A 23,560-nucleotide genomic window follows, 5' to 3' on the forward strand; every position below is an offset into this window, starting at 1 on the left:
CGACTGGTACACCTATTCCGGCTTTCGCCGTTATCATTCGGACTGCCATGTCTGTCACGGCCCGAACGGCGAGGGATCGAGCTACGCGCCGGCGCTGGCCGAATCCCTGAAGACGCTCAGCTATGTCGACTTCAACAATGTCGTGACCAACGGCCGCAAGAATGTCGATGTCGCCAACGACAAGGTCATGCCGACGTTTGCGGACAACGTCAACGTGATGTGCTTCCTCGACGACATCTACGTGTACTTGCGCGCCCGCGCCAACGGCGCCATCCCGGGCGGCCGTCCGCCCAAGCACGAGGACAAGCCGGAGGCGGCCAAGCAGGCCGAGACCAGTTGCACAGGAGTCAAATGATGTCAGCACACACCGGAAAACGTCCAACGCCGATACCTCACCTTTCGAGGACGGCAATCATCCTGCCAACCCTGGCCGGCGTCCTCGCCTGCGGACTTGTCGCCTTGCGGCCCGTCGCGGCCTACGCCCAGGCCAGCGATAAAGGCGCACTCGAACTTGTCGATCCCGACGTCTTTCGCGCGTGCGGCGATCCGCGCAATCTGCCGTTCTCCAACGACAAGGGCGAGGGATTCGAAAACAAGCTCGCCGAACTGTTCGCGGCCAAGCTCGGCAAGAAGCTCAGTTACACCTATTTCCCACAGGCAACCGGCTTCGTCCTGAAGACGCTGGGCTCGTACCGTTGCGATATCATCATGGGATTTCCGCAAGGTGACGACCAGGCGCAGGTGACAATCCCTTACTATCGCACGACTTACGCCCTGGTTACCAAGCGTGGCAGCGACCTGGAGGATGTCACCGTCATCGGAGATCCTAAGCTAAAGGATAAACGGATCGGCGTCGTCGCGAAGACGCCCCCAACCACAGACATGGCGACGAACGGCCTGTTGGCCCATGCCAAGTCCTACCCGCTCTTCATCGACACCCGTGCGGATTCCTCCGCGCAGGCCATGATGGACGACCTCGCCAAAGGCGATATCGATTGCGGCATATTGTGGGGTCCGATGGCGGGCTATTACGCCAATAAGGCTGACCCCCCCTACGTCGTCGTCCCGCTGACCAGGGAAAAGACCGGTCCGCCCATGACCTTCCGGATCGGCATGGCGGTGCGCCCGGCGGACCAGGAGTGGAAACGCACGCTCAACAAGCTCATCATGGAAAATCAGCCCGAGATCAACAAGCTGCTGATCAGCTACAACATTCCGATACTGGATGAAGCCAACATGCCGATCACGTCCGAGACGCTTTCCAAGCGGCCATGATCGCGGCCGCCGCCCGCGTCGCGTTCATGGCGATCCTCGTTGCCGCCGCGGGAGCGGCAACCGCTGATGTGGCCGAGCCCGATGGCTACCGGCTCGAAAACTACCGCTCGCCGACACCCGCCACACTGCGGGGCGCCAGGGTGATAGGGACAGACGAAGCGGAAACGATCTGGCGCGGCCATGCGGCCAGTTTTGTCGATGTGCTGCCAAGACCGCCTCGTCCGCGGGACCTGCCGGCGGGAACGCTTTGGCGCGACAAGCCGCGGGCCAATATTCCCGGCAGCATCTGGCTGCCCGACACCGGCTATGGCGAACTTGCGCCCAGCATGGCGGACTATTTTTCAAGGGGCCTGGAAAAGGCGACCCACGGCGACCGCGCCAGGATGCTCGTTCTCTACTGTCTGGCGGATTGCTGGATGTCGTGGAACGCGGCCAAGCGCGCGCTGGTGCTCGGCTATTCCAACGTGGTGTGGTATCCCGAAGGGACCGACGGCTGGCTCAACTCCTTGCTTCCGCTGCAGGATTCCACGCCCGAACCGCGTCCGGACGAATAGCCGATCGATCCTGACCGGGGACCGTTCCTCATTTGGCCGGCGGGTCGACGCCCAGGTCGATCTGAATCGCGCTTGCCAGATCAAACAGCCGCTTCTCGATCAGGACAGGCACGTCGCAGACATAGGCCGTCGATTTCCGCCGGTCATCGAAAATGCGTGTTTGCCACACAAGCTGACTGGCGAGTTCATCGCTCCGCGCCGGATCGGCGTTGGGCGCATCCTGCAGTTCCCGTATCTTCCGCATTTGCTCGCGGATGTTCTCGGCCATGACCTTCTGCTTGCGCGAAAAGCGCTCGATCCCGTTCATCACCTCGTCGCGCTGCGCATTGAGCGTCGAATACAAGGCGGCGAACAAGCTCTTCGCCTTCTGCTGTTTCTCCTCCCTGGATCCGGCCACAAAATCCGCGATCAGTTTCCTTGCGTCCTCCATGGAGGTGCGGCGCGCGGCCAGACGCACGACGAGTTCCGCTTGTTTCGGGTCGGCTGCCTTTTCCTTTTCGGCCGGTTCGATCGCGGGGCCGGTCCAGACACTCGCAATCGAAATCTCCGGAACCTTCAGTTGCTGGCAAGGCCAATCCGGATACCGCGGGTCGAGCGCAAACGCCGGCTGGATTGAGCAAGCCGCCATTATTACTGCAACGCAGCAAGAAATCTCACGTACCGAAAGAACCAAGCCGAGCCTCCCTGCCGATCCCGAGACCATGTTCTTGTTTTGCAACGCCGCGAGGTGCCGCGTTTCTGTGGGGATCATTCGACATCCCCATGCCCATGGCAAATCAAATCCGGCTGGGATGAAGGAGCCGGGAGTGCGTGCCGGGACGTTGACCGGGACCGCGGTCATGTCATCTTGCCATTCAACAGAGGCGAATGAATGGGAGGGATTGCGGGTGCGCAATCGTACCGGCGCACGACTCCGCGGCCTGCTGGCATCATCCGCATGGCTGGCCGCATCCGCCTGTTGCGGCGCCCTCGCCGGCACGCCGGCGATCGCCCCCTCAAGCCTGCCCCGCATCGGCACGGTCGATGAGCGCTTCCAGTCCTACAACATCGAAATGATCGAGATTACCGGCGGACGGTTTTGGAAACCCTATCGACCGGAGCCGGGCGTTCTCCTTGCGCGGCCGCCGCGATCCGGACTGGATGCGCCGGCGGGGATGGCTTCGAACCTGTACCAATACCGGCCGCCGATTGATCTGGCCAACGCGCGCTTGCGAAAGCTCGCGGCCGCGCTGGCGCCTGCTTATATGCGTGTCAGCGGCACTTGGGCCAACAGCACCTATTTCGCCGGACGGGATAAATCGCCCTCGGCGCCGCCGGCAGGCTTCAACGGCATCCTGACCCGAAAGCAATGGCGCGGCGTCGTGGGCTTCTCGCAAGCGGTGAATGCCTCGATCGTGACGTCGTTCGCCGTAAGTCCGGGCGCCCGCGACGCCGCCGGCGCCTGGAAGCCGGATCAGGCCAACCGCCTCCTTGCCTATACCCGCTCGATTGGAGGCCGCATCGCAGCCGCCGAATTCATGAATGAACCAAACCTCGCCGAAATGGGCGGCGCACCGGCGGGCTACGACGCGACCGCCTATGCGAGGGACTTCGAAATATTCCACGCGTTCATGAAGCAGACGAGTGGCAAAACGCTGATCCTGGGTCCCGGCACGGTCGGCGAACCCGCCATCGCGTCCGACCTGCTCGCTTCCGCGCCCGGCATCGATGCGGTTTCCTATCATTATTACGGAGCGCTGTCGGAGCGCTGCAGCGGCAAGAGCACGCCGGACGCGGCGCTTTCCGAGGCGTGGCTCTCCGGAACCGATCGGACGCAGGCTTTCTATCAGGCCCTTCGAGACAAATTCGAACCCGGCAAACCGATCTGGCTTACGGAAACCGCGGATGCCGCATGCGGTGGCAACCCGTGGGCCGTGACCTTCCTGGATACGTTCCGCTATCTCGATCAGCTCGGGCGGCTGGCAAGAGCCGGCGTTCAGGTCGTCATGCACAACACGCTGGCGGCGAGCGATTACGGCCTGCTCGACGACCGGACGTTGCAGCCAAGGCCAAAATACTGGGGGGCGCTGCTCTGGCGGCAATTGATGGGAACCACCGTGCTCGACGCCGGTTTGCCCAACCAATCCGGGCTTCACGTCTACGCCCATTGTCAAAGGGGCATGTCGGGCAGCGTGGTGCTTCTGACGATCAATACCGACCGCGATGCGCCGCACGCGCTCACGCTTCCGACTGCTTCGGTCCGCTACACGCTGGACGCCGCGAACTTGCTGGATGAGCAAGCCCGGCTGAACGGCCGGCCGCTGGCGCTTTCCGCCAGGGGTGAACTGCCGACCATCACGGGCGCTCCAGCGCCCGCCGGCACGGTAACGTTCGCGCCGGCCACAATCAGCTTTCTGGCCATCGCCGAGGCGGGAAATAAGGCTTGCCAATGACCGGCATTGACCGGCCGGAAGCGACCCGAGCCGATTATCCATGATGCGGTGCGGCATCCATTTCCCTTTTCAAAGTTTCGCTGCTTCTTGGCATGGGCTGGCCGCCGTGCCACCCTCCGGGAAAATGCGACCAGCAAACTTGCCCCGGGAGAGATCGCTGTGCATCGCCACGTTGTTTTTCTGTGCTCGATCGCGGTCGCGCTATCGAGCACAGCGCCGACCGCTCGCGCCGCCGAGTCCGAGCGTTGCCAGGGGCTGGCCCGCCGATACGAGATCGCCAAACCGCAGATCAGCGCGACGGAAGTATCGTTGACGCTGTTTTCGGCGGTCGACGCCAACTGCCTCGATCTGGCGACGACACTGCTCGACCAGGGAGCGTCAGTCGATGCGCGCGACCGGCTTGGCGCCAAGCCTCTCAGTCACGCTGCGAAGTCCGGTCATCTCGGATTGGTCGACCTCCTGCTGGCGCGTGGTGCGCCGATCGATGCACGCAATCTCGCCGGGTCGACCGCGCTCTACCTTGCCGCCGAAGGCAGCCATATCCTGATCGCGCAACGGCTCATCGAACGCGGCGCCGACGTCAAACTCGCCGGACGCAGCGGGATATCCCCGATCGCCGCCGCCGCCTATGCCGGCAACGACATCATCTTCGACGCCCTGCTTGCCCGCGGTGCCGACGAGCGCGCCCCCGACGACACCGGCAAGCCGCCGATCGTCTATGCCGCGGCAGGAGCACGGTTCGACATCGTGAAGCGGTTGCTGGCGCGGAATATCGATGTCAACGCCCGCTACCCCAATGATCTCACCCTGCTGATGTGGGCGGCGGGCCCGGACGAAGGAGTCCCGGAGGCGCAGGCCATGACGGTTGTATCGTATCTGCTGGAAGCAGGCGCGCACATCGACGATCGGGATAATCGCGGCCGTACCGCTCTTATGGTCGCGGCCGAAGGCGGCCACGCTGACATCGCCAGCTTGCTGCTCGCGCGTGGCGCCGATCCCTCGCTCAAGGACAAGGCCGGAAAGCGTGCCGCGGATCTCACCGTGCTGTCTTCGTTGCGTGAACGGCTGACGGTGCCCTAGAGCCGCGAGGCCAGCTCACAGCCCCGACAGATATTCCGCCAGCGCCACGAGGTCGTCGGGCGGCGTCGCGAGCATCAGATCCGACATGCCGGGATTGTTGCCGCGGGCACGGCTGCGGAAGTCGGTCATTTGCTTTGCCAGGTAATCCTTGCCCATGCCCGCCAACCGCGGCACCGTGCCATCGCCCTGAAAATGATCGAGATGACAGCCCGTACAGCCGATCGATTGATTGGCGCTCACGGCCCGAGCGGCGACATCCTTCGAAGCGCTCGGCTGGCCCAGGTCGGGCCAGGGCTTCTTCGAGAAGTATTCCGCGATATCGAGCATGTCCTGTCGCTCCAAGGATGAAGCGATCGGCTGCATGATATCGCTCTTGCGGTCGCCGCGCTTGAAATCGCGCAGTTGGATATAGATGTAGCCAGCCTGTTGTCCCCAAAGGGTGGGAATGGTCTTGTCGATCGGCTTGCCGTCCGCGCCATGGCAGCCGGCGCAAAGCTGGGTTTTTTCCGCGATGCTCTGCGCGTATAGCGGCGTCACGCAGACGTTAAGAACAGCCGCCAGGACGACAGCGGCAAAAATGCAGAAATTCGACTTGCGATACATCTATCCGATCCAGTGAAGACAAATTGGGACACTAACGAAAAGAAGCGGGACCGCAGCCGGTCCCGCTCCCTGTTCGATGATCGCGGCTGCGCTCAGTTGAGCGAGAACGCGATAATGTTGTTGCCGCGGTGGAAGTCGACCTGGGTGTTACCGCCCGCGCCGACCACGATGTATTGCTTGCCACCCACCATGTAGCTGGAGGGTGGGGCATTAACGCCGGCGCCGGCGCGGAAGTTCCACAATTCCTTACCGTTGGACGAGTTGTAAGCCGCGAACTTGCCGTTGCCTTCACCGGTGAAAACAAGACCGCCTGCGGTAGCGAGAATGCCGCCGATCATCGGCTCCGGCGTCTTCACCTGCCATTTGATCTTGCCGGTGTTGTAGTTGACGGCGGTGATGTTGCCGGACTGCTTTTCGGTCGGTATCGCCTTGAAAGCGCCGCCCAGCCACAACTTGCCGTTCGGATACGGCGAGTTCTCGACAAAGTAGTTCATCGGCTGATGCAGGTTGATGGCGTAGGCAAGCTCCTGTCCTGGATCGGTGGCGATCGGCGACCACTCGACGCCGCCATTCGCGCCGGGAAGCATGCGGGCACCCTCCTTGGTCGGCAGAACCCACATGTTCTCCTGCGGCACCATGGCTTCGGAGAAGCGGATCAGGCTGCAATCCTTCCGGTCGTGAACATAGATATGACCGGTCTTGCCGGCATGGATCACGCCCGGGATGGTCTTGCCGTCCTTGCCCTTGACGTCCACCAGCACCGCTGGGCTCACGGCATCGAGGTCCCACACGTCATGGGCGATGTACTGGAAGTGGCAGACGTACTTGCCGGTATCGAGATCAAGCGAAACCAGCGAGTCCGTGTAAAGATTGTCGCCGGGACGGACCGAACCATCGAGGTCGGGCGACGGATTGCCGACGACGAAATAGATGCGGTTGGTGGCGAGATCGACGGCCGGATTTTGCCAGACGCCGCCGCCCAGCTTCTGGTAGGGGTCGCCGGTCTTGGCCAGCTGATCCTTTTCCGCCTGGATGTTGCGGTGCATATCGCGTCCGGTGGCGTCTTTGGTCGCCCAGACGCCGACCGAATTCTCCGGAACCGTATTGAAGGTCCAGAGCAGCTTTCCGGTCTTGGCATCATAGGCCTTCACGAAGCCGCGGATGCCGTACTCGCCGCCGTTCGTTCCGATCAGAACCTTGTCCTTGATGACGGTCGGAGCCATCGTCTCGCTATAGCCCTGCTCCGGATCCGCGATGTCGGTCTTCCAGACGACCTCGCCGCTCTTTGCATTCAGGGCGATCAGTTTGGAGTCCAGCGTGGCGAGATAGACGAGGTCGCCGAGAACCTGGACGCCGCGGTTGTTAGGACCGCAGCAGTAGGTCGTGATGGGCCCCATCTTGTGATTATAGTGCCAGAGCTGTTCGCCGGTCTTTGCGTCGAGTGCATAGACGTGGCTGAACGAAGTCGTCACAAACATCACGCCATCGACGACAATCGGCGAAGTCTCCAGCGATTCCTTGACGTCGGTCTGGAAGATCCACGCGACGTGCAGGTTCTTGACGTTGTCGCGATCGATCTGCTTGGCTGGATAGAAGCGCGTCTGGGCGTAATTGCCGTTGGTCAACAGAAAATTGGTTGAGTTCTTGTCTGCCGAGTTGAGCTGCTGCTGAGTAACTGGAGAAACCTTTGCCTGGCCTGACGCCGACTTCGGCTCCTGTTTGGTTTCCTGCTGCGCAATAGCAGGTGCCGCGAGTAAGCCGGCCACGCCGACCAATGCGGCGCCTACGATAGAAAATCTATTCATGTTTCCCGCCCCGGATTTTATTGTTGACTTCAACCGGCGCATTTGAAGGCACGCCGGTGCGCTTCAAATCTGACCTGATCGGGTTGGTTTGACAAGAAGAAAACGGAACCCGACGAGCAGGCGAACGACCGCAGTTCTCTGCCAGACAAAGCCGTTCTCTGCCAGACTAGGAGGCGCTGGATTGGCGTGCGTCGCAACGCCGAGGCCTCACTGACTGAGCAACTGCAGCACGCCTGGTATCTGCGGGTCTGCCCACTTCACGCCAGACTACCGCGTCGTCGACGCCCGCGTGGGTTTGCTTCCACCCCCGGCTTGCCGCCGGGCAGCGTCACCCCTTTTCAAGGAAGCGGCCTGCGGGCCTCACGCCGGAAAACGAACCTCCAAGGGCGAAACCGTCGATGCTCCTCCGTCGATTTCGGCGTCCCTACCCCATTTCGTGAAAATCGGCCCTGTTCGCTGCATTGCGTAAGGGTCCCTGACCAAGGACAGGCGTATCGAAACAGGCCCATTTTCGCCAAATACAATTGGCAACAACTCGTTGTGAATTCGACTCGGACCGCTCTCTGATAACGTCCCGCACGCAGCCAGCGCGTGCGGGCGAACATGGCAAGCGCCAAATCGAAAGGTCGGCCTGGTCAGGATATTCAACAAGGTCGTGCGGCCTGTTCCGCGGCTGCTCGGAAATCTCGATTTTGCACGAAACCATAAGGGGAAAGCGACGGCGTCGAGCGTTTGGGAAACATGTTCTCGCTCGCGTCGGAAAACATCAATGGCTTATGAAGAGCGAGGAAACGACCATGATCAAGATGAAGATTAACGGCCAGGAACGAAACTGGGACGGCGACCCCGATCTTTCACTGCTCTGGTTTCTCCGCGATGAAATCGGGTTGACGGGCACGAAATACGGATGCGGCCAGGCTCTTTGCGGTTCGTGCACGGTCATCGTGGACAAGCAGGCCGTGCGATCCTGCATCACTTCGGTTTCCGACGTGGTCGATCGCGAGATAACGACGATCGAGGGCCTTCACCCCACCGGCGATCACGCCGTGCAGAAGGCCTGGCGCCAGGTAAACGTCCCGCAATGCGGCTATTGCCAGGCCGGCCAGATCATGCAGGCCGCTGCACTCCTCACGGAAAACCCCAAGCCGTCCCACGACCAGATCCGCGAGGCGATGTCGGGCAATATCTGCCGCTGCGGCTGCTACCAGCGCATCGAAAACGCGATCCATCTCGCCTCGACGGGAGTCTGATCATGAACATCATCGCAAATCCCGCTCGGCTTCGCGGCATTGAAGCCCGCATCAGGGTCGAAAAGATCTCCCGTCGCAGCGTTCTCAAAACGCTCGGCATCGCGGGCGGTCTGGTGCTGGCCGCGCCTGTCATGTCGCGTCAGGCGTTTGCGGCTTATCAAACCGGCGCCGGAGCGATGCCGCACGGCACCGTGGTCGATCCGCGCGTCTTCGTCGCCATCGCATCCGACGGGACCGTTACGATCGTGGCGCATCGTTCCGAAATGGGAACGGGTGTGCGAACCAGCCTGCCGCTGGTCGTGGCGGAGGAGATGGAGGCCGATTGGTCCCGCGTGAAGGTGGCGCAGGCGCACGGCGACGAGGCCAAATACGGCAATCAGGATACCGATGGATCGCGCAGCACACGGCACTACCTGATTCCGATGCGTCAGATCGGCGCCTCGGCGCGCGCGATGCTGGAGGCCGCAGCCGCCAAACGATGGGGCGTGCCGGCCACCGAGGTCAGGGCGGTGAATCATGAGGTCGTTCACACCGCGAGCGGTCGCCGTCTGGGCTTCGGCGAGCTGGCGGCCGATGCGGCCAAGGAGCCGGTGCCTGATGTCGGCGGCCTGAAGCTGAAGGACCCGAAAGACTTCCGCTATCTCGGCAAGGGCGACATCAGCATCGTCGACCTTCGCGACATTACCGTCGGCGCCGCACGTTACGGCAGCGATACGCGCCTGCCCGGCATGAAATACGCCGTGATTGCGCGGCCACCGGTGACCGGCGGCAAGCTGAAGTCGTTCGATTCGAGCGAGGCAATGAAAGTCTCCGGCGTCGAGAAGGTCATGGAGGTGCAGGGTTGGCCGTGGCCGTCCAAGTTCCAGCCGCTCGGCGGCGTCGCCGTGATCGCACGCAACACCGGCGCGGCGATCAAGGGACGCGACGCCCTGAAGATCGTCTGGGACGACGGCGCCAATGGCAAATACGACTCGGCGGCCTATCGAGCCGAACTGGAGGAAGCCGCGCGCAAGCCGGGCCTGGTCGTACGCAAGGAAGGTGACGTCGACGCCGCCCTGAAAGGCGCCGACAAGGTGGTTATCGGCGAATACTATTTGCCTCATCTGGCGCATGTCAGCATGGAGACGCCCGTCGCCGTCGCCGACGTCAAGGACGGCAAGGCCGAAATCTGGGCGCCCGTGCAGAGTCCCGGCGGCACGCGTGAAGACGTCGCGAAAACCCTCGGCATCCCCGAGGCGAACGTGACCGTCAATGTCACGCTGCTCGGCGGCGGATTCGGGCGCAAATCGAAGTGCGATTTCGCGATCGAAGCGGCACTGCTTTCGAAGGCGATCGGTTCGCCGGTGAAGGTGCAATGGACGCGGGATGACGACGTTCGTCACGACTTCCTGCACACGGTTTCGGTTGAACGCATCGAAGCGGGCCTCGACAAGAGCGGCAAGGTGATCGCCTGGCGGCACCGCAGCGTCGCGCCAACCATTGCCTCGACATTTGCCGCCAATGCGGTGCATGCGGCGCCGTTCGAACTCGGCATGGGGCTTATCGACCTGCCGTTCGAGATCGCCAATATTCAATGCGAGAATCCGGAAGCCGCCGCGCATGCCCGCATCGGCTGGTTCCGCTCGGTGTCGAACATACCGCGCGCGTTCGCGGTCCAGTCGATGGTGGGCGAACTCGCGCATGCCACCAACCGCGATCAAAAGGATATGCTGCTGGACCTGATCGGCTCTCCGCGGATCGTCAAGCTCGATTCGGTCAAGGATCCCTGGAACTATGGCGAGCCGTTCGACAGCTATCCGATCGACACCGCACGTCTGCGCCGCGTCGTTGAACTCGTCGCGGACAAAGGCGGCTGGGGCCGATCGGTGCCCAAGGGGCACGGGCTCGGCATTGCCGTCCATCGCAGCTTCGTCAGCTATATCGCGACCATCGTCGAGGTCGCGATCGACGACAAGGGCAAACTCACCGTACCCCAGGTCGATACCGCTATCGACTGCGGGACGTTCATCAATCCCGAGCGGATCCAGTCGCAGATCGAGGGCGCCGCGATCATGGGGCTCAGTCTCGCCAAATATGGCGAGATCAGCTTCAAGGACGGCAAGGTACAGCAGGGCAATTTCGACGACTTCCCTGTCGTCCGGATGGACGAGGCGCCGCTCGTGACCAACGTGCACATCGTCCCGGTCGACGCCGACACGCCGCCAAGCGGCGTCGGAGAACCGGGCGTGCCGCCCTTTGCTCCTGCGCTGATCAACGCCATCTTCGCGGCGACCGGCAAACGCATCCGGGCGCTGCCAATCGGAAAGCAGCTGGAAACCTGAGGCGGTTCGACGAAGTCCCGGTAAAGGCAGGACGCTCGCGGCATTGGTCGCGAGCGGCCTTGTGGTCCGTCGCACGCGGACACACGAGCTACAGCGCGAGATAGCGCTGGCGAATGGTTTCGTTGGCTCTCAACTCCTCGATCGTCGCCGTATATACGATCTGGCCCTTATCGATGACGGTGGCGTGGCTCGCCAGCCCGAGGCAGAAATGCATGTTCTGCTCCGCAATCAGGACCGTCACACCAGTGCCACGCAGTTGACGCAGCAGCTCGCCGATCCGCTGCACGATAATCGGCGCCAGCCCCTCGCTCGGTTCGTCCAGCAACAGCAGTGCAGGATTACCCATCAGCGTGCGCGCAATCGCCAGCATCTGCTGTTCGCCGCCCGACAGCCGGCCCGCGATCCGGTATCGTAACGGCTCCAGCAGCGGGAACACATCATAGACGCGCCGGATCGACCATTCGTCCTGGCCCTGCGCGCCCTTCTTCTGGCCGATGACGAGATTATCCTCCACCGTATGGTCGGGAAAAATCTGCCGATCTTCCGGCACGAAGCCGAGACCGGCGCGCGCGATGCGATGCGGCTTGAGCCCGGTTACCACACGGCCGCCGAGCGTCACGCGCCCGCGCCGGGCCGGCGCAAGGCCCATGATGGCTTTCATGGTTGTCGACTTGCCGGCGCCGTTGCGGCCAAGCAGCGCCATGGTCTCACCGGGCCGCACCGACAGGCCGACGCCGAACAGGATCTGGCTGGTCCCGTAGTAGACGTCGAGGTCCTCGACCTGAACAACCGGCTGCATGCTCATATTGCCTCGGCGTGGTGCTCGGTTCCGAGATAGGCGTCGATCACAGCGGGATTTCGGCGGATCTCATCCGGCGTGCCGGTCGCGAGAATGCGCCCATAACACAGGACGACGATCGACGGCGCGATCTTGAAGACGATATCCATGTCGTGCTCGATGAACACGACGGTGATCTTCTCCCGCTCCCAGAGTTCATGGACCTTGTCGATCATCCGCCATCGCTCTTCGGTACCCATGCCGGCAGTCGGCTCGTCAAGCAGCAGCACCTGCGGATCGAGCACCAGCGCCAGCGCGATGTCGAGCAGCTTCTGGTCTCCGTGCGATAGCGTCGCCGCGATCCGGTCACGCTTGCCGGCGAGCCCCAGGATCTCCATGGCGTATTCGGCGCGATCACGGGTTTCGGCGAGGGGAAAGCGCCGGTGCAATACGCCGGCACGACGCTGATCGGCGCCGACCGCGGCCAGCATGGTTTCATGCACCGTAAGCGAGGGAAAAATACTGGCGACCTGGAAGGCGCGGCCGATGCCATGCCGCACGATGTCCGGCGGCGACCTGCCCGCCATATCCACGCCATCGAGCAGGATCCGGCCCGAGGCGGGTTTCAGCGCGCCGGTGATCAGATTGAAGAACGTGCTCTTGCCGGCACCATTGGGGCCGATCACCGCGGTCAGCGATCCATCCGCGAAATCCAGCGTAATGTCGTCGGCCGCCTTGACACCGCCAAACGATTTGCAGAGGTGCTGAACCTGGAGCATGGCTAGACGTTCGCCTCCCGCAGCCCGCCATAGGTGCTCCACGACGTGCCCGCCAGCCACCCGCAATCGACCGGCACATTGGCGCCGGTCATCGCCGACGCGGCGTCGGAGGCCAGAAATACCACCACCCGGGCGATTTCCTCGGGAGCCACGAGGCGGCGCAACGCCGCGTTGGCCGACAGCGACGACACATCGCGCTCGCCGCGATCGATCGCATTCTTCAGCGCCGGTGTCAGCGTGTAGCCCGGCGACACCGCGTTGACGCGCACGCCCGCAGGTCCCCACTCCGCGGCCAGGCATTCGGTGATCGCGATCACGGCCGCCTTGGCCGGCGCATAGGCGTGCAGCGGCATCGAGCGCATGCCGGCGATGGAGGCGATGTTGACGATGCTGCCGCGCTTGCGCCTGATCATCGCCATGGCAAAGGCGAGGCAGGCCACGTAGGTGCCGCGCTGATCGACGCGGACAACGTCGTCCCAGCGGCTCATTGGCAGGTCATGCGGACGCACCGGCGCCTGAATGATGCCGGCGCTGTTGACGAGAACCTCCACCGGCCCGCAGTCGCGCTCGATCGCCGCGGCGCAGTTCTCGACATCCTGCTCGTCAGCAACGTCGACCGCATAGGCGCGGCCGCCATATTCCGACGCAACGGTTTGCGCTCCTGTCATGTCGCGATCGGCAACCACGACCAGATCGCCGTTTGCGGCAAGCTCCCGCACGCAGGCCGCGCCGATACCGCTGGCGCCGCCGGTTACGACACTGACGCGCTTCATTGCACCGGTCATCTCGTGCGCTCCCTTCCGCCGCCGCGGCGCTGCTCGTACCATTCGACGGCGAAATCCATCAGACCCTTGCGCAAACCGATCGCGAAGAACAGGATCACGATGCCGAGTACGATGCCGTAATATTCGGTCAGCCGCGTCACGGTATCGTTGAGGATCAAGAGCAGCACCGTGCCGACCATCGGGCCAAGGAAAGTGGTGACGCCGCCCAGCATGTTGATGAAGATGCCCTCGCCCGAAATCGTCCAGTAGGCGAATTCGGGATAGGCGCCGGATACGAACAGGCTCATGATGATGCCGCCGGTGGAGGCAAGGAGCGCAGCCAGAACGAAAATCGTCAGCTTGGCGCGCCAGACGTCGATGCCGATGAAGCTGGCGCGGCCGGCATTGTCGCGGATCATGCGCAAGGTATAGCCGAACGGCGATTGCACGATCTGCCGCATCAGCAGAAGTCCGGTCACCAACAGCGCGCAGCTCACGAAATAGAGATGAATATGGTTGGTGAGGTCGATGCCGATAAACACGGGGCGCGGAATGCCGCCGCGCAGTCCCTGATCGCCGCCGGTCAGCGAGGCCCATGACAGGATCATGCTGTGAATCAGCATCTGGAACGCCAGCGTGACGAAGGCGAAGTAGATCTCCTTCAGGCGCACGCAGATGGCGCCGATCATCACTGAAACGACAGCCGTGATCAGCAGCGTGCCGACGAATGCGACCGGAATCGGCACACCGGTGCGCTGCATGATGAGACCAAAGCCATAGGCGCCGAGGCCGAAGAACATGCCGTGACCGAACGAGATCATGCCGGTGTAGCCGACCAAAAGGTTGAGCGACGTCGCGAACAGGCCGAAGGCCGAACAGCGGATCACGAAATCGAGCAAGGCCTTGCTGCTGAACAGAAACGGCAACGTGGCCAGAACGGCGAATGCGGCGACCGCGATCAGCACATCCAGGTAGCGCAGGCGTTTCGATTGGGCCTCGATGCGCGGAACGCCCAGGGATTCCGCGGCTCGTTCGGCCTGCAGTTCGGTCATGCCACTTCCTTGCCGAACAGGCCGGTCGGCCGGGCCACCAGCACGATCACCATGAAGAGATACATCAACCCGTCGGTGAACAGAGGGAAGCCGAGCGATCCGAACGAACGGATCATGCCGATCAGGAGCGCGCCGATCAGCGCGCCGAGGATCGAGCCCATGCCGCCGATCACGGTGACGATGAAGGATTCGATCAGGACCGAAAATCCCATGCCGGGCGTCAGCGAACGCACCGGCGCCGCCAGCGCGCCGGCAAGCCCAGCCAGCATACCGCCGAGCGCAAAGACGCCGCCATAGATCAGCCCGGTGTTGATGCCGAGCGCCGAGACCATCCCCGGATTATGCGCCGCGGCCCTGATCACCTTGCCGATCCTGGTACGGGCAAGACCGACACCGAGGACCGCCGCGACCGCGAGCGCCACGCCGATCAGCAGCAGGTAATACGGCGGCACCACGCCTCCGGCGATGAACAGCGGCGGCACCTGGAACGCCGCGGGCATGCCCATCGACTTGAACTCCGGCCCCCAGATCAGCTTTACGACGTCATCGAAGATCAGGACGAAGGCATAGCAGACCAGGAGCTGCATCAGCACGTCGCCGCCATAGACGCGGCTCATGAACACGCGTTCGAACGCCAGGCCGAGGATCGCGGTCCCGGCGGCGCCGCAGAATATCGCCAGCGCAAAACTCCCGGTGAGCTGATAGGCCGTCATCGCGAAATAGGCGCCGAACATGTAGAATGCGCCGTGGCTGAAATTCACCACCTTCAGCACGCCGAAGATCAGCGTCAGTCCGACGGCGACGAGAAACAGCAGCATTCCAATGATGAAGCCGCTGGTGGTTTGCGTCACCAGGCAGGCGGAGCTGGCGAGACAGCCGGTGAGCGCGTCGAGATCCAAGGAAGATGTCCGTTACGGCGTGTCGAGATGACCGGTCTAACGAAAAACGTCCGGCGGCGCGGAGGCGGCTTGCGCCGCTTCCGCGTTTCGCCGATGCGTCAGGTGTAGCCCTTGCTCTTCTTCCACTCGGCCTCGAGTTCGAGAATCGTCTTCCAGTCGCCGGCCTTGACCTCGGGCACATAGGGCTCCTGCGGAATCGTGGTGCCCCATCCGATCGCGTAACCGATCAGGGTGTGATCGTCGCCGCGCATCGTCACGGTACCGTCGGCGCCGAACGGGCATTTGATGGTGAGGCCCGCCAACACCTCGGCGATCTTCTTGCCGTCAGTGGAGTTCGCCTTCCTGGCGGCCTCGGACAACAGCATCACCGCGGTCGCATTCTGCCACGACCAGTTGGTGGGATACTCGTTGTACTTCGCCTTGTAGGCATCGCCCCACGCCGCGTTTTCGGGCGTTGCCGGAAAGGTCTTGATGTAGCGGTTCCCGGAGTGGATGCCCTTCGGCAGGTTCTTCACGACCGTCAACGCCGTGTAATCCGCCATGTTGACGGCGAACACCTCCATCTGGGCGAACATCGCGTAGATGTTGGCCTGGTCGATGTAGGATGTGAGATCGCCGCCCCACAGGCAGGTGTAAAGCGCCTGTGGCTTGGCCTGCAATATCTTGGTGACGACCTCGGTATAGTCGGGCTGGAACAGCTTCGGCCAGGAATCGCTGATAATCTCAACGTCCGGCGCGAACCGCTTGAGATAGAGCGTGAATTCGCCGGTGGTGTCGCGGCCGTAGGCGTAGTCCGGCGCGCAGGTCGCCCATTTCTTCAAGCCCTTGGCCTTGGAAATCGCCGCGGCGTAGCTGCCGCCGACGATGGAATCGTGAATGCCCTGGCGTACCGAACGGAACGCGTTGGGAATGTGCTGCTTGGGATCGGCCGTCAGCGACGACGCCTCCGAGCAGGTGTGAATGCAGAGCACGCCGAGATCGCGCGCCACTTCGTGCACCGCGAACGATCCCGACGACGCCTCGCCGTCGAGCAGAAGTTCGCAGCCATCGGTGTTGACGAGTTCGCGCGCGACGCGGGCCGCCTCCTGCGGCTGTCCCTTGGAATCGCGGATCACCATCTCGATCTGCCGTCCGGCCAGCCCGCCGGCGGCGTTGACCTTGTCGACCTCGATCATCACGCCGTTGCGCGACGAGGTTCCGAGCTGCGCGACGCGGCCGGAAAGGATGGTCGGCATTCCGATCTTGATGGTCTTGGCTTGCGCGCGCGCCACCCACGGTGTCGCAACCGTCACGGCGCCGGCACCCATCAGCGCCAGCGTCGACCGCCGGCTGATACCCGGCTGTCCTGACTTGGTCATCCTAGCCTCCTCGAATTCTGTACGTCCCTAAATCCCTGCCGGAGATCTATCGTCTCCATGGCCTGCGAATTTCAGAGAAAACGGGGATGACGTCAAGGCAATTATGAATTACGAGTCAGAATTCATATTGCGCACCCCGCGGTGGGCGGTGGGCGAGTCAGGCAGTTTCCGGTCGGTCCATGATCAATCTATCGAGCTTCATCGCATTTCACGCCCGGCAAACGCCGGCGCGCTGCGCGCTGAAATATCGCGGCGAGGAAATCAGCTACGCCGCGTTTGACCGGCGGATCCGGAGCGTCGGCGGCTGGCTCTCCTCGCGCGGGATCGGTCCCGACGACGTCGTTGCCGTGCTGATGAAAAACAGCGCGGCATTTCTCGATATCGCTTTCGCCGTGAGCCATATCGGCGCGATCTTCCTGCCGATCAATTACCGGCTGGCATCGGATGAAGTCGCCTATATCGTCGCGAACTCCGGCGCGCGCGTTCTCATCACCGACGAGGAACTCGGCGCCAGCGCAGCCGGACCCGCGCCGATCGTCATGGTCGATGAGGCCGCGCAATCCAGCGCCACGCGCCTTGCGCCGGACGCGCATCCGGCGGAGGCGCATCGCCGGCTCCCGACCGACCTGATGCGGCTGATGTACACCTCGGGTACCACCGACCGGCCGAAGGGGGTGATGCTGAGTTACGAGAACTTCTACTGGAAGTCGGCGGATCATGTGCTGGTGCTCGGCCTCAGCCGCGACACCCGGTTGCTGGTCGCCGGGCCGCTCTATCATGTCGGCGCGCTCGACCTGCCAGGCATCGCCGTGCTGTGGCAGGGCGGCATGCTCTGCATTCAGCGCGATTTCGACGCCGCGCAGTGCCTCGCCGCAATCGAAGCCGACCGGCTGAATGCGGCGTGGCTGGCGCCGGTCATGACAACCGCGATGCTCACCTGCCCCGTTCGCGAGCGCTATGACGTCTCCAGCCTGCGATGGGCGATCGGCGGCGGCGAGAAAACCCCGGAGACGCGCATCCGCGCCTTCTCGCAATATTTTACCAACGCGCGCTACATCGACGCCTACGGCCTGACCGAAACCGGCGGCGGCGATACGTTCATGGAGTCCGGCCATGAGATTGAAAAGATCGGATCGACCGGACGCCCGGTCGCCCATGTCGAAATCGAAATCCGCGACGATGCGGGCCAGCCTGTCGCCCCCGGCGTGAACGGCGAAATCTGTCTGCGCGGCCCAAAGATCACGCGCGGATACTGGAACGACCCCACCAAGACAGCGGCCGCCTTCTTCGGTGACTGGTTCCGCAGCGGTGACGTCGGCTACCTCGACGACGACGGGTTCCTCTATCTCACCGACCGCAAGAAGGACATGATCATTTCCGGCGGCGAGAACATTGCCTCGTCCGAGGTCGAACGCGTCATCTACGAATTGCCGCAGGTGCGCGAAGTGGCCGTGGTCGGCATGCCCGACGAGCGCTGGGGCGAACGGCCGGTCGCCGTCGTCGTGCTGGCGGACAGCGCGACGCTGGAATTGCCCGACCTGACGGAACACTGCCGCAACCGCCTGGCGACGTTCAAGGTGCCGAAACAACTCATCATTCGCGATCACCTGCCACGCAATCCGTCGGGCAAGGTGCTCAAGCGGGTGCTGCGTGCCGAACTCGAGGCCAGCGCATGACGCAGGGATCCGCACCCGCCGCCGCAAAAGTCGCGAAACTCAATCGCGTCGAACGCAATGCATGGACCAAGCGCAAGATCTTCGACGCCGCCACCAAGGTCGTCGGCAAGTACGGCTACTCGGAGGCGTCCGTGGCCCGCATCACCGAAGAAGCCGGCGTCGCGCAGGGCACGTTCTACAATCATTTCGAAAACCGTCAGGAACTGCTCGATCAGCTGTTGCCGAAAATCGGAATGGACATGGTGGAGTTCATCCGCGAGCGAACCGGTACGGCAAATGCCGCCAGGCAGGAAATCGCACGGTTTGGCGCCTTCTTCGAGTTCATCCGCGAGGTGCCGGAATTCCTGCGCATCCTCAACGAAGCCGAATTTTTTGCGCCGAACGGCTACCAGAAACATCTCGACAATATCTCGACGGCCTATGTCCGAATCCTGAGACGCGCGCGTCAGGCCGGCGCGATCGAGGACTTCAGCGACGAGGAATTCGAGGCCATCGTCCACATGTTCATGGGTGCGCGCGGATACCTCAGCCGGCGCTATTCCTACGCCGACGGCGCCGTAACCGCGGTTCCGCATCATGTGATCTCCGCTTACGAGAAGCTGATTACGCGCGGACTGTACAGACCGTGCGGCGAGGACAAGCAACCATGACCGCCGTCGCATATCGCGCCTATGCCGGATGGCCGGATGCGCCGGGAACGCAAGTCAGGAAATGAGAGCATGAATATCGAGACGCCGCGCAAGAAGCTCGATCTGTCCTCGGCCATCGCGGAAGGCGATATCCGCGTTCTCTTGATGGTGCTGGTTCATATGACCGGCGACCTTCGCTGGCTGGCGCCTCCCTACACGCCGAGGCGCGACGTCCGCCTGATCCCCGATCCAAAAGCCGGGCTGCCCGAGGAGATCCAGAACGAAATCCGCGCCGCCGTCCTCAAATTGTTCGCGAACGGCGAGCCCGAGCCTGCGATCACCGATCCCGGCGATGAACTGATGCTGCGGATGATGCGCGCGTGCCTCGGTGAAAACGTTGGGCCGGAATACGCGCCGCTGATGCGGGAGGAAATGGGGTTCGTTCCGCGCGACGCTCGCTGGAAGAAGACGCCGCCGCCGGCCGAACAATTGCAGAAGGATCACGTCCTGATCGTCGGCGCTGGCGTCTGTGCCATCGCGCTCGGCGTCGGGCTCGGCCGGCTGGGTATCCCCTATACCATCGTCGAAAAGAACGCCGAACTGGGCGGCACCTGGTACGTCAACCGGTATCCCGGCTGCGGCGTCGATACGCCGAACCACTCCTACTCATTCTCCTTTGGCGCGCGAAATCAATGGACCCGCTATTTCGCGCAGCGCGAGGAACTGCTCGAATATCTCAAGAAGGTCGCGCTCGAGCATGACGTTCGCAGCCATATCCGCTTCAACACAAAACTGACGTCATCGCAGTGGGACGAGACCAGACAACGCTGGATTTCGACACTGGAGACCGGCCACGGCAACGAAACTTTCGAATCCGCCGTCCTTGTCAGCGCGATCGGTCAACTCAATGACCCATCGCGCGCCCATTTCAAGGGCGAAGAAGACTTCGGCGGAACGATATTCCACTCGGCGTTGTGGTCCGACGACATCAAGGTCGACGGCAAGCACGTCGCCGTCATCGGCACCGGCGCGACCGCCATGCAGCTCGTGCCCTCGATCGCCGATCGCGTCGGGTCGGTCACCGTCTACCAGCGCTCCGCGCAATGGTCGCGCCCGGTCGCGGGCTATTCCGATCCCATCACGGAAGGCGCGCGATGGCTGCTCGCTCATTTGCCATTTTACGTGCAGTGGTATCGCTTCAACATGTTCTGGCGCTACGGCGACGGCCTGCTGCCTTTTCTGCGCAAGGATCCGAACTGGCCGCATCCCGAGCGCGCCGTCAACAAGGGCAATGACCGGCACCGCGAGGAACTTACGGAGTTCATTCTGTCGGAACTGAAAGGCCGCCCCGACCTGATCGAGAAATGCGTGCCGACCTATCCGCCCTACGGCAAGCGCATCCTGCTCGACAACGGCTGGTTTCGAACGCTGAACAAACCGAACGTCGAACTCGTGACCGACCCGATCGACCATTTTTCGCGCGAAGGCATCGTCACGTCGGACGGTAAATTGCGGCCTGCCGACATCATTGTCGTTTCGACCGGCTTCAAGGTCACGGAGATGGCGGCGCGTCTCAACCTTACCGGGCGCGACGGCAAGCGTCTGGCGGACGTCTGGGCCGGCGACAATCCGACCGCCTATCTCGGCCTCACCGTGCCGGACTTTCCGAATTTCTTCTGCATGCTCGGTCCCAATTCCGGCCCCGCGCATGGCGGCAGCGTGATCTTCCAGTCGGAATGTCAGAGCCGTTACATCACGGCGTGTCTTGTCGACATGATCGAGCAAGGCATCGCGGCCATCGACGTTCGCCAGGAGGTTCACGACCGTTATGTCCACGAGGTCGATCGCGAGCACGAGCAGATGATCTGGACCCATCCGGGAATGACGACCTATTACCGAAACAGCCGCGGCCGGGTGTTTTCCGCGATGCCATGGCGATTCGTGGACTATTGGAAAATGACGCACGATCCGGACCTGAGCCTGTATCGTCAGACCCGGATCCAGCGATCGAGGCCGGATGCGGATCCAGACGACTGACTCCCAGAGCAAGCTCAACATGAATGACCGAGGGACAGGAAACGAAAAGGTGCCGCTTTCGACCGCCTATGTGGCCGAAGGCACCTATCCGGCTGATATCTGCGTGCTGCGCTATGCGCTGGAACGAAACGCCCGCGCCAAACCGAACGATATCTTCGCGGCTTTCGAAGGCGGCGAGCGCTGGACCTTCGCGCAAATCCTGCGGCAGGTCGAAAGCCTCGCCGGCAATCTCCACGAACTCGGCGTCCGCCAGGGCGACCATGTTGTCCTGGTGCTGCCGACATCTGCCCTGGCGCTGCGGGCGATGTTCGCCATCAACTATCTCGGCGCCGTCTATGCTCCGGTCAATCCGGCCTTGAAGGGGTCGTCGCTCACGCATGTCCTGCATGATGCCGGCGCAGCGTTCGCTATCGTGCATGACAGCGTGCTCGACCGTGTGCTTGCCGCAGCACCCCCTGGCCTCACGACGATTGTCCGCTCCTCCGAGGAGACTGCGCCGGCGCCGCCTGCCGGCATCGCCATCCACGGCGTTTCCGTGCTGACCAGACCCGCGGCGCCGCCGCCGGCGCCGCCCAAACCGATCCGGCCGTTCGATCTGCAATCGATCATCTACACCTCAGGCACGACGGGCCGGTCGAAGGGCGTATTGTCGTCCTACATGCACAGCTATTCCTGCGTCGGTCCGGATGCCTGGAACTGCCTGACAGCCGACGACCGGCAATTGCTGCACATGCCGATCTTTCATATCGGCGGCGCGTTCATTGCGTGCGTATCGCTATGCGTCGGAAGTTCGATCGCGGTGGTGAGCCATTTTCGCACCGAGGCCTTCTGGGACCAGATACGCGAATTGGAAGTAACGTCCGCATTTCTGCTCGGGGCGATGGCGACGTTCCTGCTCAAGCAGCCGCCGCACCCGAGGGACCGCCATCACGGATTGCGCATGGTGTTCATCGTTCCGCTGGGCCAGAGCGGGCCGGCGTTTCACGCGCGTTTCGGCGTCGATGTGTTCACGCTGTTCAACATGACCGAAATCTGCACACCCCTGATCTCGCGCGCCAATCCGTCGAAGGACAGCATTTGCGGGCGTCCCCGCGCCGGTGTCGAAGTCCGGCTTGTGGATGAAAATGACTGCAGCGTCGGGATCGGCGAAGTCGGCCAGTTGATCCTGCGCACCGAGGCGCCCTGGGCGATGAACCACGGCTACAACAATAATCCGCAGGCCACCGCCGATGCCTGGCGCAACGGCTGGTTCCACACCGGCGACGCCTTCATCCGCGACGCCGATGGCGACTACCGCTTCGTCGACCGGCTGAAGGACGCCATCCGCCGCCGCGGCGAAAATATCTCATCCTATGAAATCGAGGTGGAATTGCTGAGTCACCCCGGGATTCGCGAGGCGGCGGCGATACCGGTGCCCAGCGAATTCTCCGAGGACGAAGTGCTGGTCGTGCTGGCGCCCGCCGCCGGCGCGTCGCTGGATCCGCAGGAAATCATCCAGCATCTGCTGCCGCGGATGGCCCATCACATGGTGCCGCGCTTTATTCGCATCATCGATGAGCTGCCCAAGACTCCGACCGCCAAGGTGGAAAAGCACATTCTGCGGTCCGAAGGCGTGACGGCCGATACATGGGACCGGGAACGCGCCGGCATCCCGGTCCGGCGGGAGAAAATCTGATTGGCGAGAGCAGGAACCGCGATGACGAAACCGCACGTACGCATCTATACCGACTACAAGAGCCCCTACGCCTTCGTCGCCAACAAGCGGCTCTTCGAACTGGAAGAGAAGCACGGCGTCGAACTGGAATGGCTGCCCTATACGCTGCGCGTTGCCGAATTCATGGGGACGGTGGAGGAGCGTACCCCGCATTTCTGGCGCAAGGTGCGTTACGCCTATATGGATGCGCGGCGCTATGCCAATGCGCAGGGGCTCACCATGAAGGGGCCGCGGCGGATCTACGATGCCTTCTACTCCAGCGCCGGCATGCTGTTCGCGCAGCGCCACGGCTTGTTCCGCCCCTACCATGACACGGTGTTCCGGCGCTTCTGGAGCCACGACCTCGAAATCGATGAACTGTCGGAAATATCCGGCGTGATCGCTTCGATCGGAGGGTCGGCAAGGGATTTCGAGGCCTATATCAACGGCCCCGCGCGCCAGGAGCACGACGGCATCATCGACGAGGCCGAAGCGATCGGCGTGTTTGGCGTGCCCACCATGGTGTTCAACGGCGAACTGTTCTGGGGTGGCGACCGCATCGACATGCTGATCGA

General features: G+C 62.8%; 21 protein-coding genes. 12 read left to right on the forward strand and 9 right to left on the reverse strand.

Features of this window, described 5'->3' with window-relative positions:
- The 3 genes from QZ213_RS06220 to QZ213_RS06230 all read left to right on the forward strand — a co-directional run.
- A partial coding sequence (locus QZ213_RS06220) for a c-type cytochrome, methanol metabolism-related (RefSeq protein WP_291685189.1) occupies positions 1–355 on the forward strand: 355 nt, incomplete at its 5' end.
- On the forward strand, positions 355–1,275 hold the full coding sequence (locus tag QZ213_RS06225; protein ID WP_291685190.1) for a substrate-binding domain-containing protein: 921 nt from the start codon (positions 355–357) through the stop codon (positions 1,273–1,275). The genes QZ213_RS06220 and QZ213_RS06225, both read left to right, overlap by 1 nt.
- Positions 1,272–1,829, forward strand: a complete 558-nt coding sequence (locus QZ213_RS06230) for a PQQ-dependent catabolism-associated CXXCW motif protein (RefSeq protein ID WP_291685191.1) — start codon at positions 1,272–1,274, stop codon at positions 1,827–1,829. Before QZ213_RS06225 ends, QZ213_RS06230 begins: the two co-directional genes overlap by 4 nt.
- Before the next feature lie 28 nt (positions 1,830–1,857).
- Here the strand turns inward: QZ213_RS06230 and QZ213_RS06235 are convergent, their stop codons facing one another.
- Positions 1,858–2,286: a hypothetical protein gene (locus QZ213_RS06235; protein WP_291685192.1), complete on the reverse strand. Its 429-nt coding sequence runs from the start codon at positions 2,284–2,286 to the stop codon at positions 1,858–1,860.
- Here QZ213_RS06235 and QZ213_RS06240 point away from each other — a divergent pair.
- Positions 2,258–4,261, forward strand: coding sequence for a hypothetical protein (locus QZ213_RS06240; RefSeq protein WP_291685193.1), 2,004 nt, complete (start codon positions 2,258–2,260; stop codon positions 4,259–4,261). The two genes, QZ213_RS06235 and QZ213_RS06240, sit on opposite strands and share 29 nt — an antisense overlap.
- Before the next feature lie 159 nt (positions 4,262–4,420).
- A complete protein-coding gene (locus QZ213_RS06245; RefSeq protein ID WP_291685194.1) occupies positions 4,421–5,341 on the forward strand; it encodes an ankyrin repeat domain-containing protein in 921 nt (306 codons plus the stop codon).
- Between the two features lie 15 nt (positions 5,342–5,356).
- Here QZ213_RS06245 and QZ213_RS06250 read toward each other — a convergent pair whose 3' ends face one another.
- Together QZ213_RS06250 and QZ213_RS06255 are read right to left on the reverse strand one after the other, a co-directional pair.
- Positions 5,357–5,944, reverse strand: coding sequence for a c-type cytochrome (locus QZ213_RS06250; protein WP_291685195.1), 588 nt, complete (start codon positions 5,942–5,944; stop codon positions 5,357–5,359).
- 92 nt (positions 5,945–6,036) lie between these two features.
- Complete coding sequence (locus QZ213_RS06255) at positions 6,037–7,749, reverse strand: PQQ-binding-like beta-propeller repeat protein (protein WP_291685196.1); 1,713 nt, start codon at positions 7,747–7,749, stop codon at positions 6,037–6,039.
- 797 nt (positions 7,750–8,546) lie between these two features.
- Between QZ213_RS06255 and QZ213_RS06260 the strand changes: the two genes are divergently transcribed.
- Together QZ213_RS06260 and QZ213_RS06265 are read left to right on the forward strand one after the other, a co-directional pair.
- Positions 8,547–8,999 carry a (2Fe-2S)-binding protein gene (locus QZ213_RS06260; RefSeq protein WP_291685197.1) on the forward strand — a complete coding sequence of 151 codons (453 nt, stop codon included), beginning with the start codon at positions 8,547–8,549 and terminating at the stop codon, positions 8,997–8,999.
- A 2-nt stretch (positions 9,000–9,001) separates the two neighbouring features.
- Positions 9,002–11,320, forward strand: a complete 2,319-nt coding sequence (locus QZ213_RS06265; RefSeq protein ID WP_291685198.1) for a molybdopterin cofactor-binding domain-containing protein — start codon at positions 9,002–9,004, stop codon at positions 11,318–11,320.
- A gap of 88 nt (positions 11,321–11,408) precedes the next feature.
- Here QZ213_RS06265 and QZ213_RS06270 read toward each other — a convergent pair whose 3' ends face one another.
- From QZ213_RS06270 to QZ213_RS06295, 6 genes are all read right to left on the reverse strand, one after another.
- Entirely contained in the window at positions 11,409–12,125 is a 717-nt protein-coding gene (locus QZ213_RS06270) for an ABC transporter ATP-binding protein (protein WP_291685199.1), read from the reverse strand.
- The gene (locus QZ213_RS06275; RefSeq protein ID WP_291685200.1) at positions 12,122–12,877 is read right to left on the reverse strand and encodes an ABC transporter ATP-binding protein; all 756 of its coding nucleotides are present in this window, start codon (positions 12,875–12,877) and stop codon (positions 12,122–12,124) included. Before QZ213_RS06275 ends, QZ213_RS06270 begins: the two co-directional genes overlap by 4 nt.
- Positions 12,878–12,879: 2 nt before the next feature.
- Complete coding sequence (locus QZ213_RS06280) at positions 12,880–13,662, reverse strand: SDR family oxidoreductase (RefSeq protein WP_291685201.1); 783 nt, start codon at positions 13,660–13,662, stop codon at positions 12,880–12,882.
- Positions 13,659–14,693 (reverse strand): branched-chain amino acid ABC transporter permease, encoded by a 1,035-nt coding sequence (locus tag QZ213_RS06285; protein WP_291685202.1) that lies wholly within the window; start codon positions 14,691–14,693, stop codon positions 13,659–13,661. The genes QZ213_RS06280 and QZ213_RS06285 overlap by 4 nt, the downstream gene beginning before the upstream one ends.
- Positions 14,690–15,592 (reverse strand): branched-chain amino acid ABC transporter permease, encoded by a 903-nt coding sequence (locus QZ213_RS06290; protein ID WP_291685203.1) that lies wholly within the window; start codon positions 15,590–15,592, stop codon positions 14,690–14,692. The genes QZ213_RS06285 and QZ213_RS06290 overlap by 4 nt, the downstream gene beginning before the upstream one ends.
- A gap of 98 nt (positions 15,593–15,690) precedes the next feature.
- Positions 15,691–16,950, reverse strand: coding sequence for an ABC transporter substrate-binding protein (locus tag QZ213_RS06295; RefSeq protein ID WP_291685204.1), 1,260 nt, complete (start codon positions 16,948–16,950; stop codon positions 15,691–15,693).
- A 179-nt stretch (positions 16,951–17,129) separates the two neighbouring features.
- Here QZ213_RS06295 and QZ213_RS06300 point away from each other — a divergent pair, with 179 nt between their 5' ends.
- The 5 genes from QZ213_RS06300 to QZ213_RS06320 form a co-directional block, all read left to right on the forward strand.
- Complete coding sequence (locus QZ213_RS06300; protein ID WP_291685205.1) at positions 17,130–18,626, forward strand: AMP-binding protein; 1,497 nt, start codon at positions 17,130–17,132, stop codon at positions 18,624–18,626.
- Positions 18,623–19,276, forward strand: a complete 654-nt coding sequence (locus QZ213_RS06305; RefSeq protein ID WP_291685206.1) for a TetR/AcrR family transcriptional regulator — start codon at positions 18,623–18,625, stop codon at positions 19,274–19,276. Before QZ213_RS06300 ends, QZ213_RS06305 begins: the two co-directional genes overlap by 4 nt.
- A 69-nt stretch (positions 19,277–19,345) precedes the next feature.
- Positions 19,346–21,292 (forward strand): NAD(P)/FAD-dependent oxidoreductase, encoded by a 1,947-nt coding sequence (locus QZ213_RS06310; RefSeq protein WP_291685207.1) that lies wholly within the window; start codon positions 19,346–19,348, stop codon positions 21,290–21,292.
- 49 nt (positions 21,293–21,341) lie between these two features.
- Positions 21,342–22,967 carry an AMP-binding protein gene (locus QZ213_RS06315; RefSeq protein WP_291685208.1) on the forward strand — a complete coding sequence of 542 codons (1,626 nt, stop codon included), beginning with the start codon at positions 21,342–21,344 and terminating at the stop codon, positions 22,965–22,967.
- Positions 22,968–22,988: 21 nt separating this feature from the next.
- Positions 22,989–23,560 (forward strand): DsbA family protein (locus QZ213_RS06320; RefSeq protein WP_291685209.1); only part of this gene is annotated, 572 nt, incomplete at its 3' end.

This window comes from Bradyrhizobium sp., assembly GCF_017881085.1.
Lineage (GTDB): Bacteria > Pseudomonadota > Alphaproteobacteria > Rhizobiales > Xanthobacteraceae > Bradyrhizobium.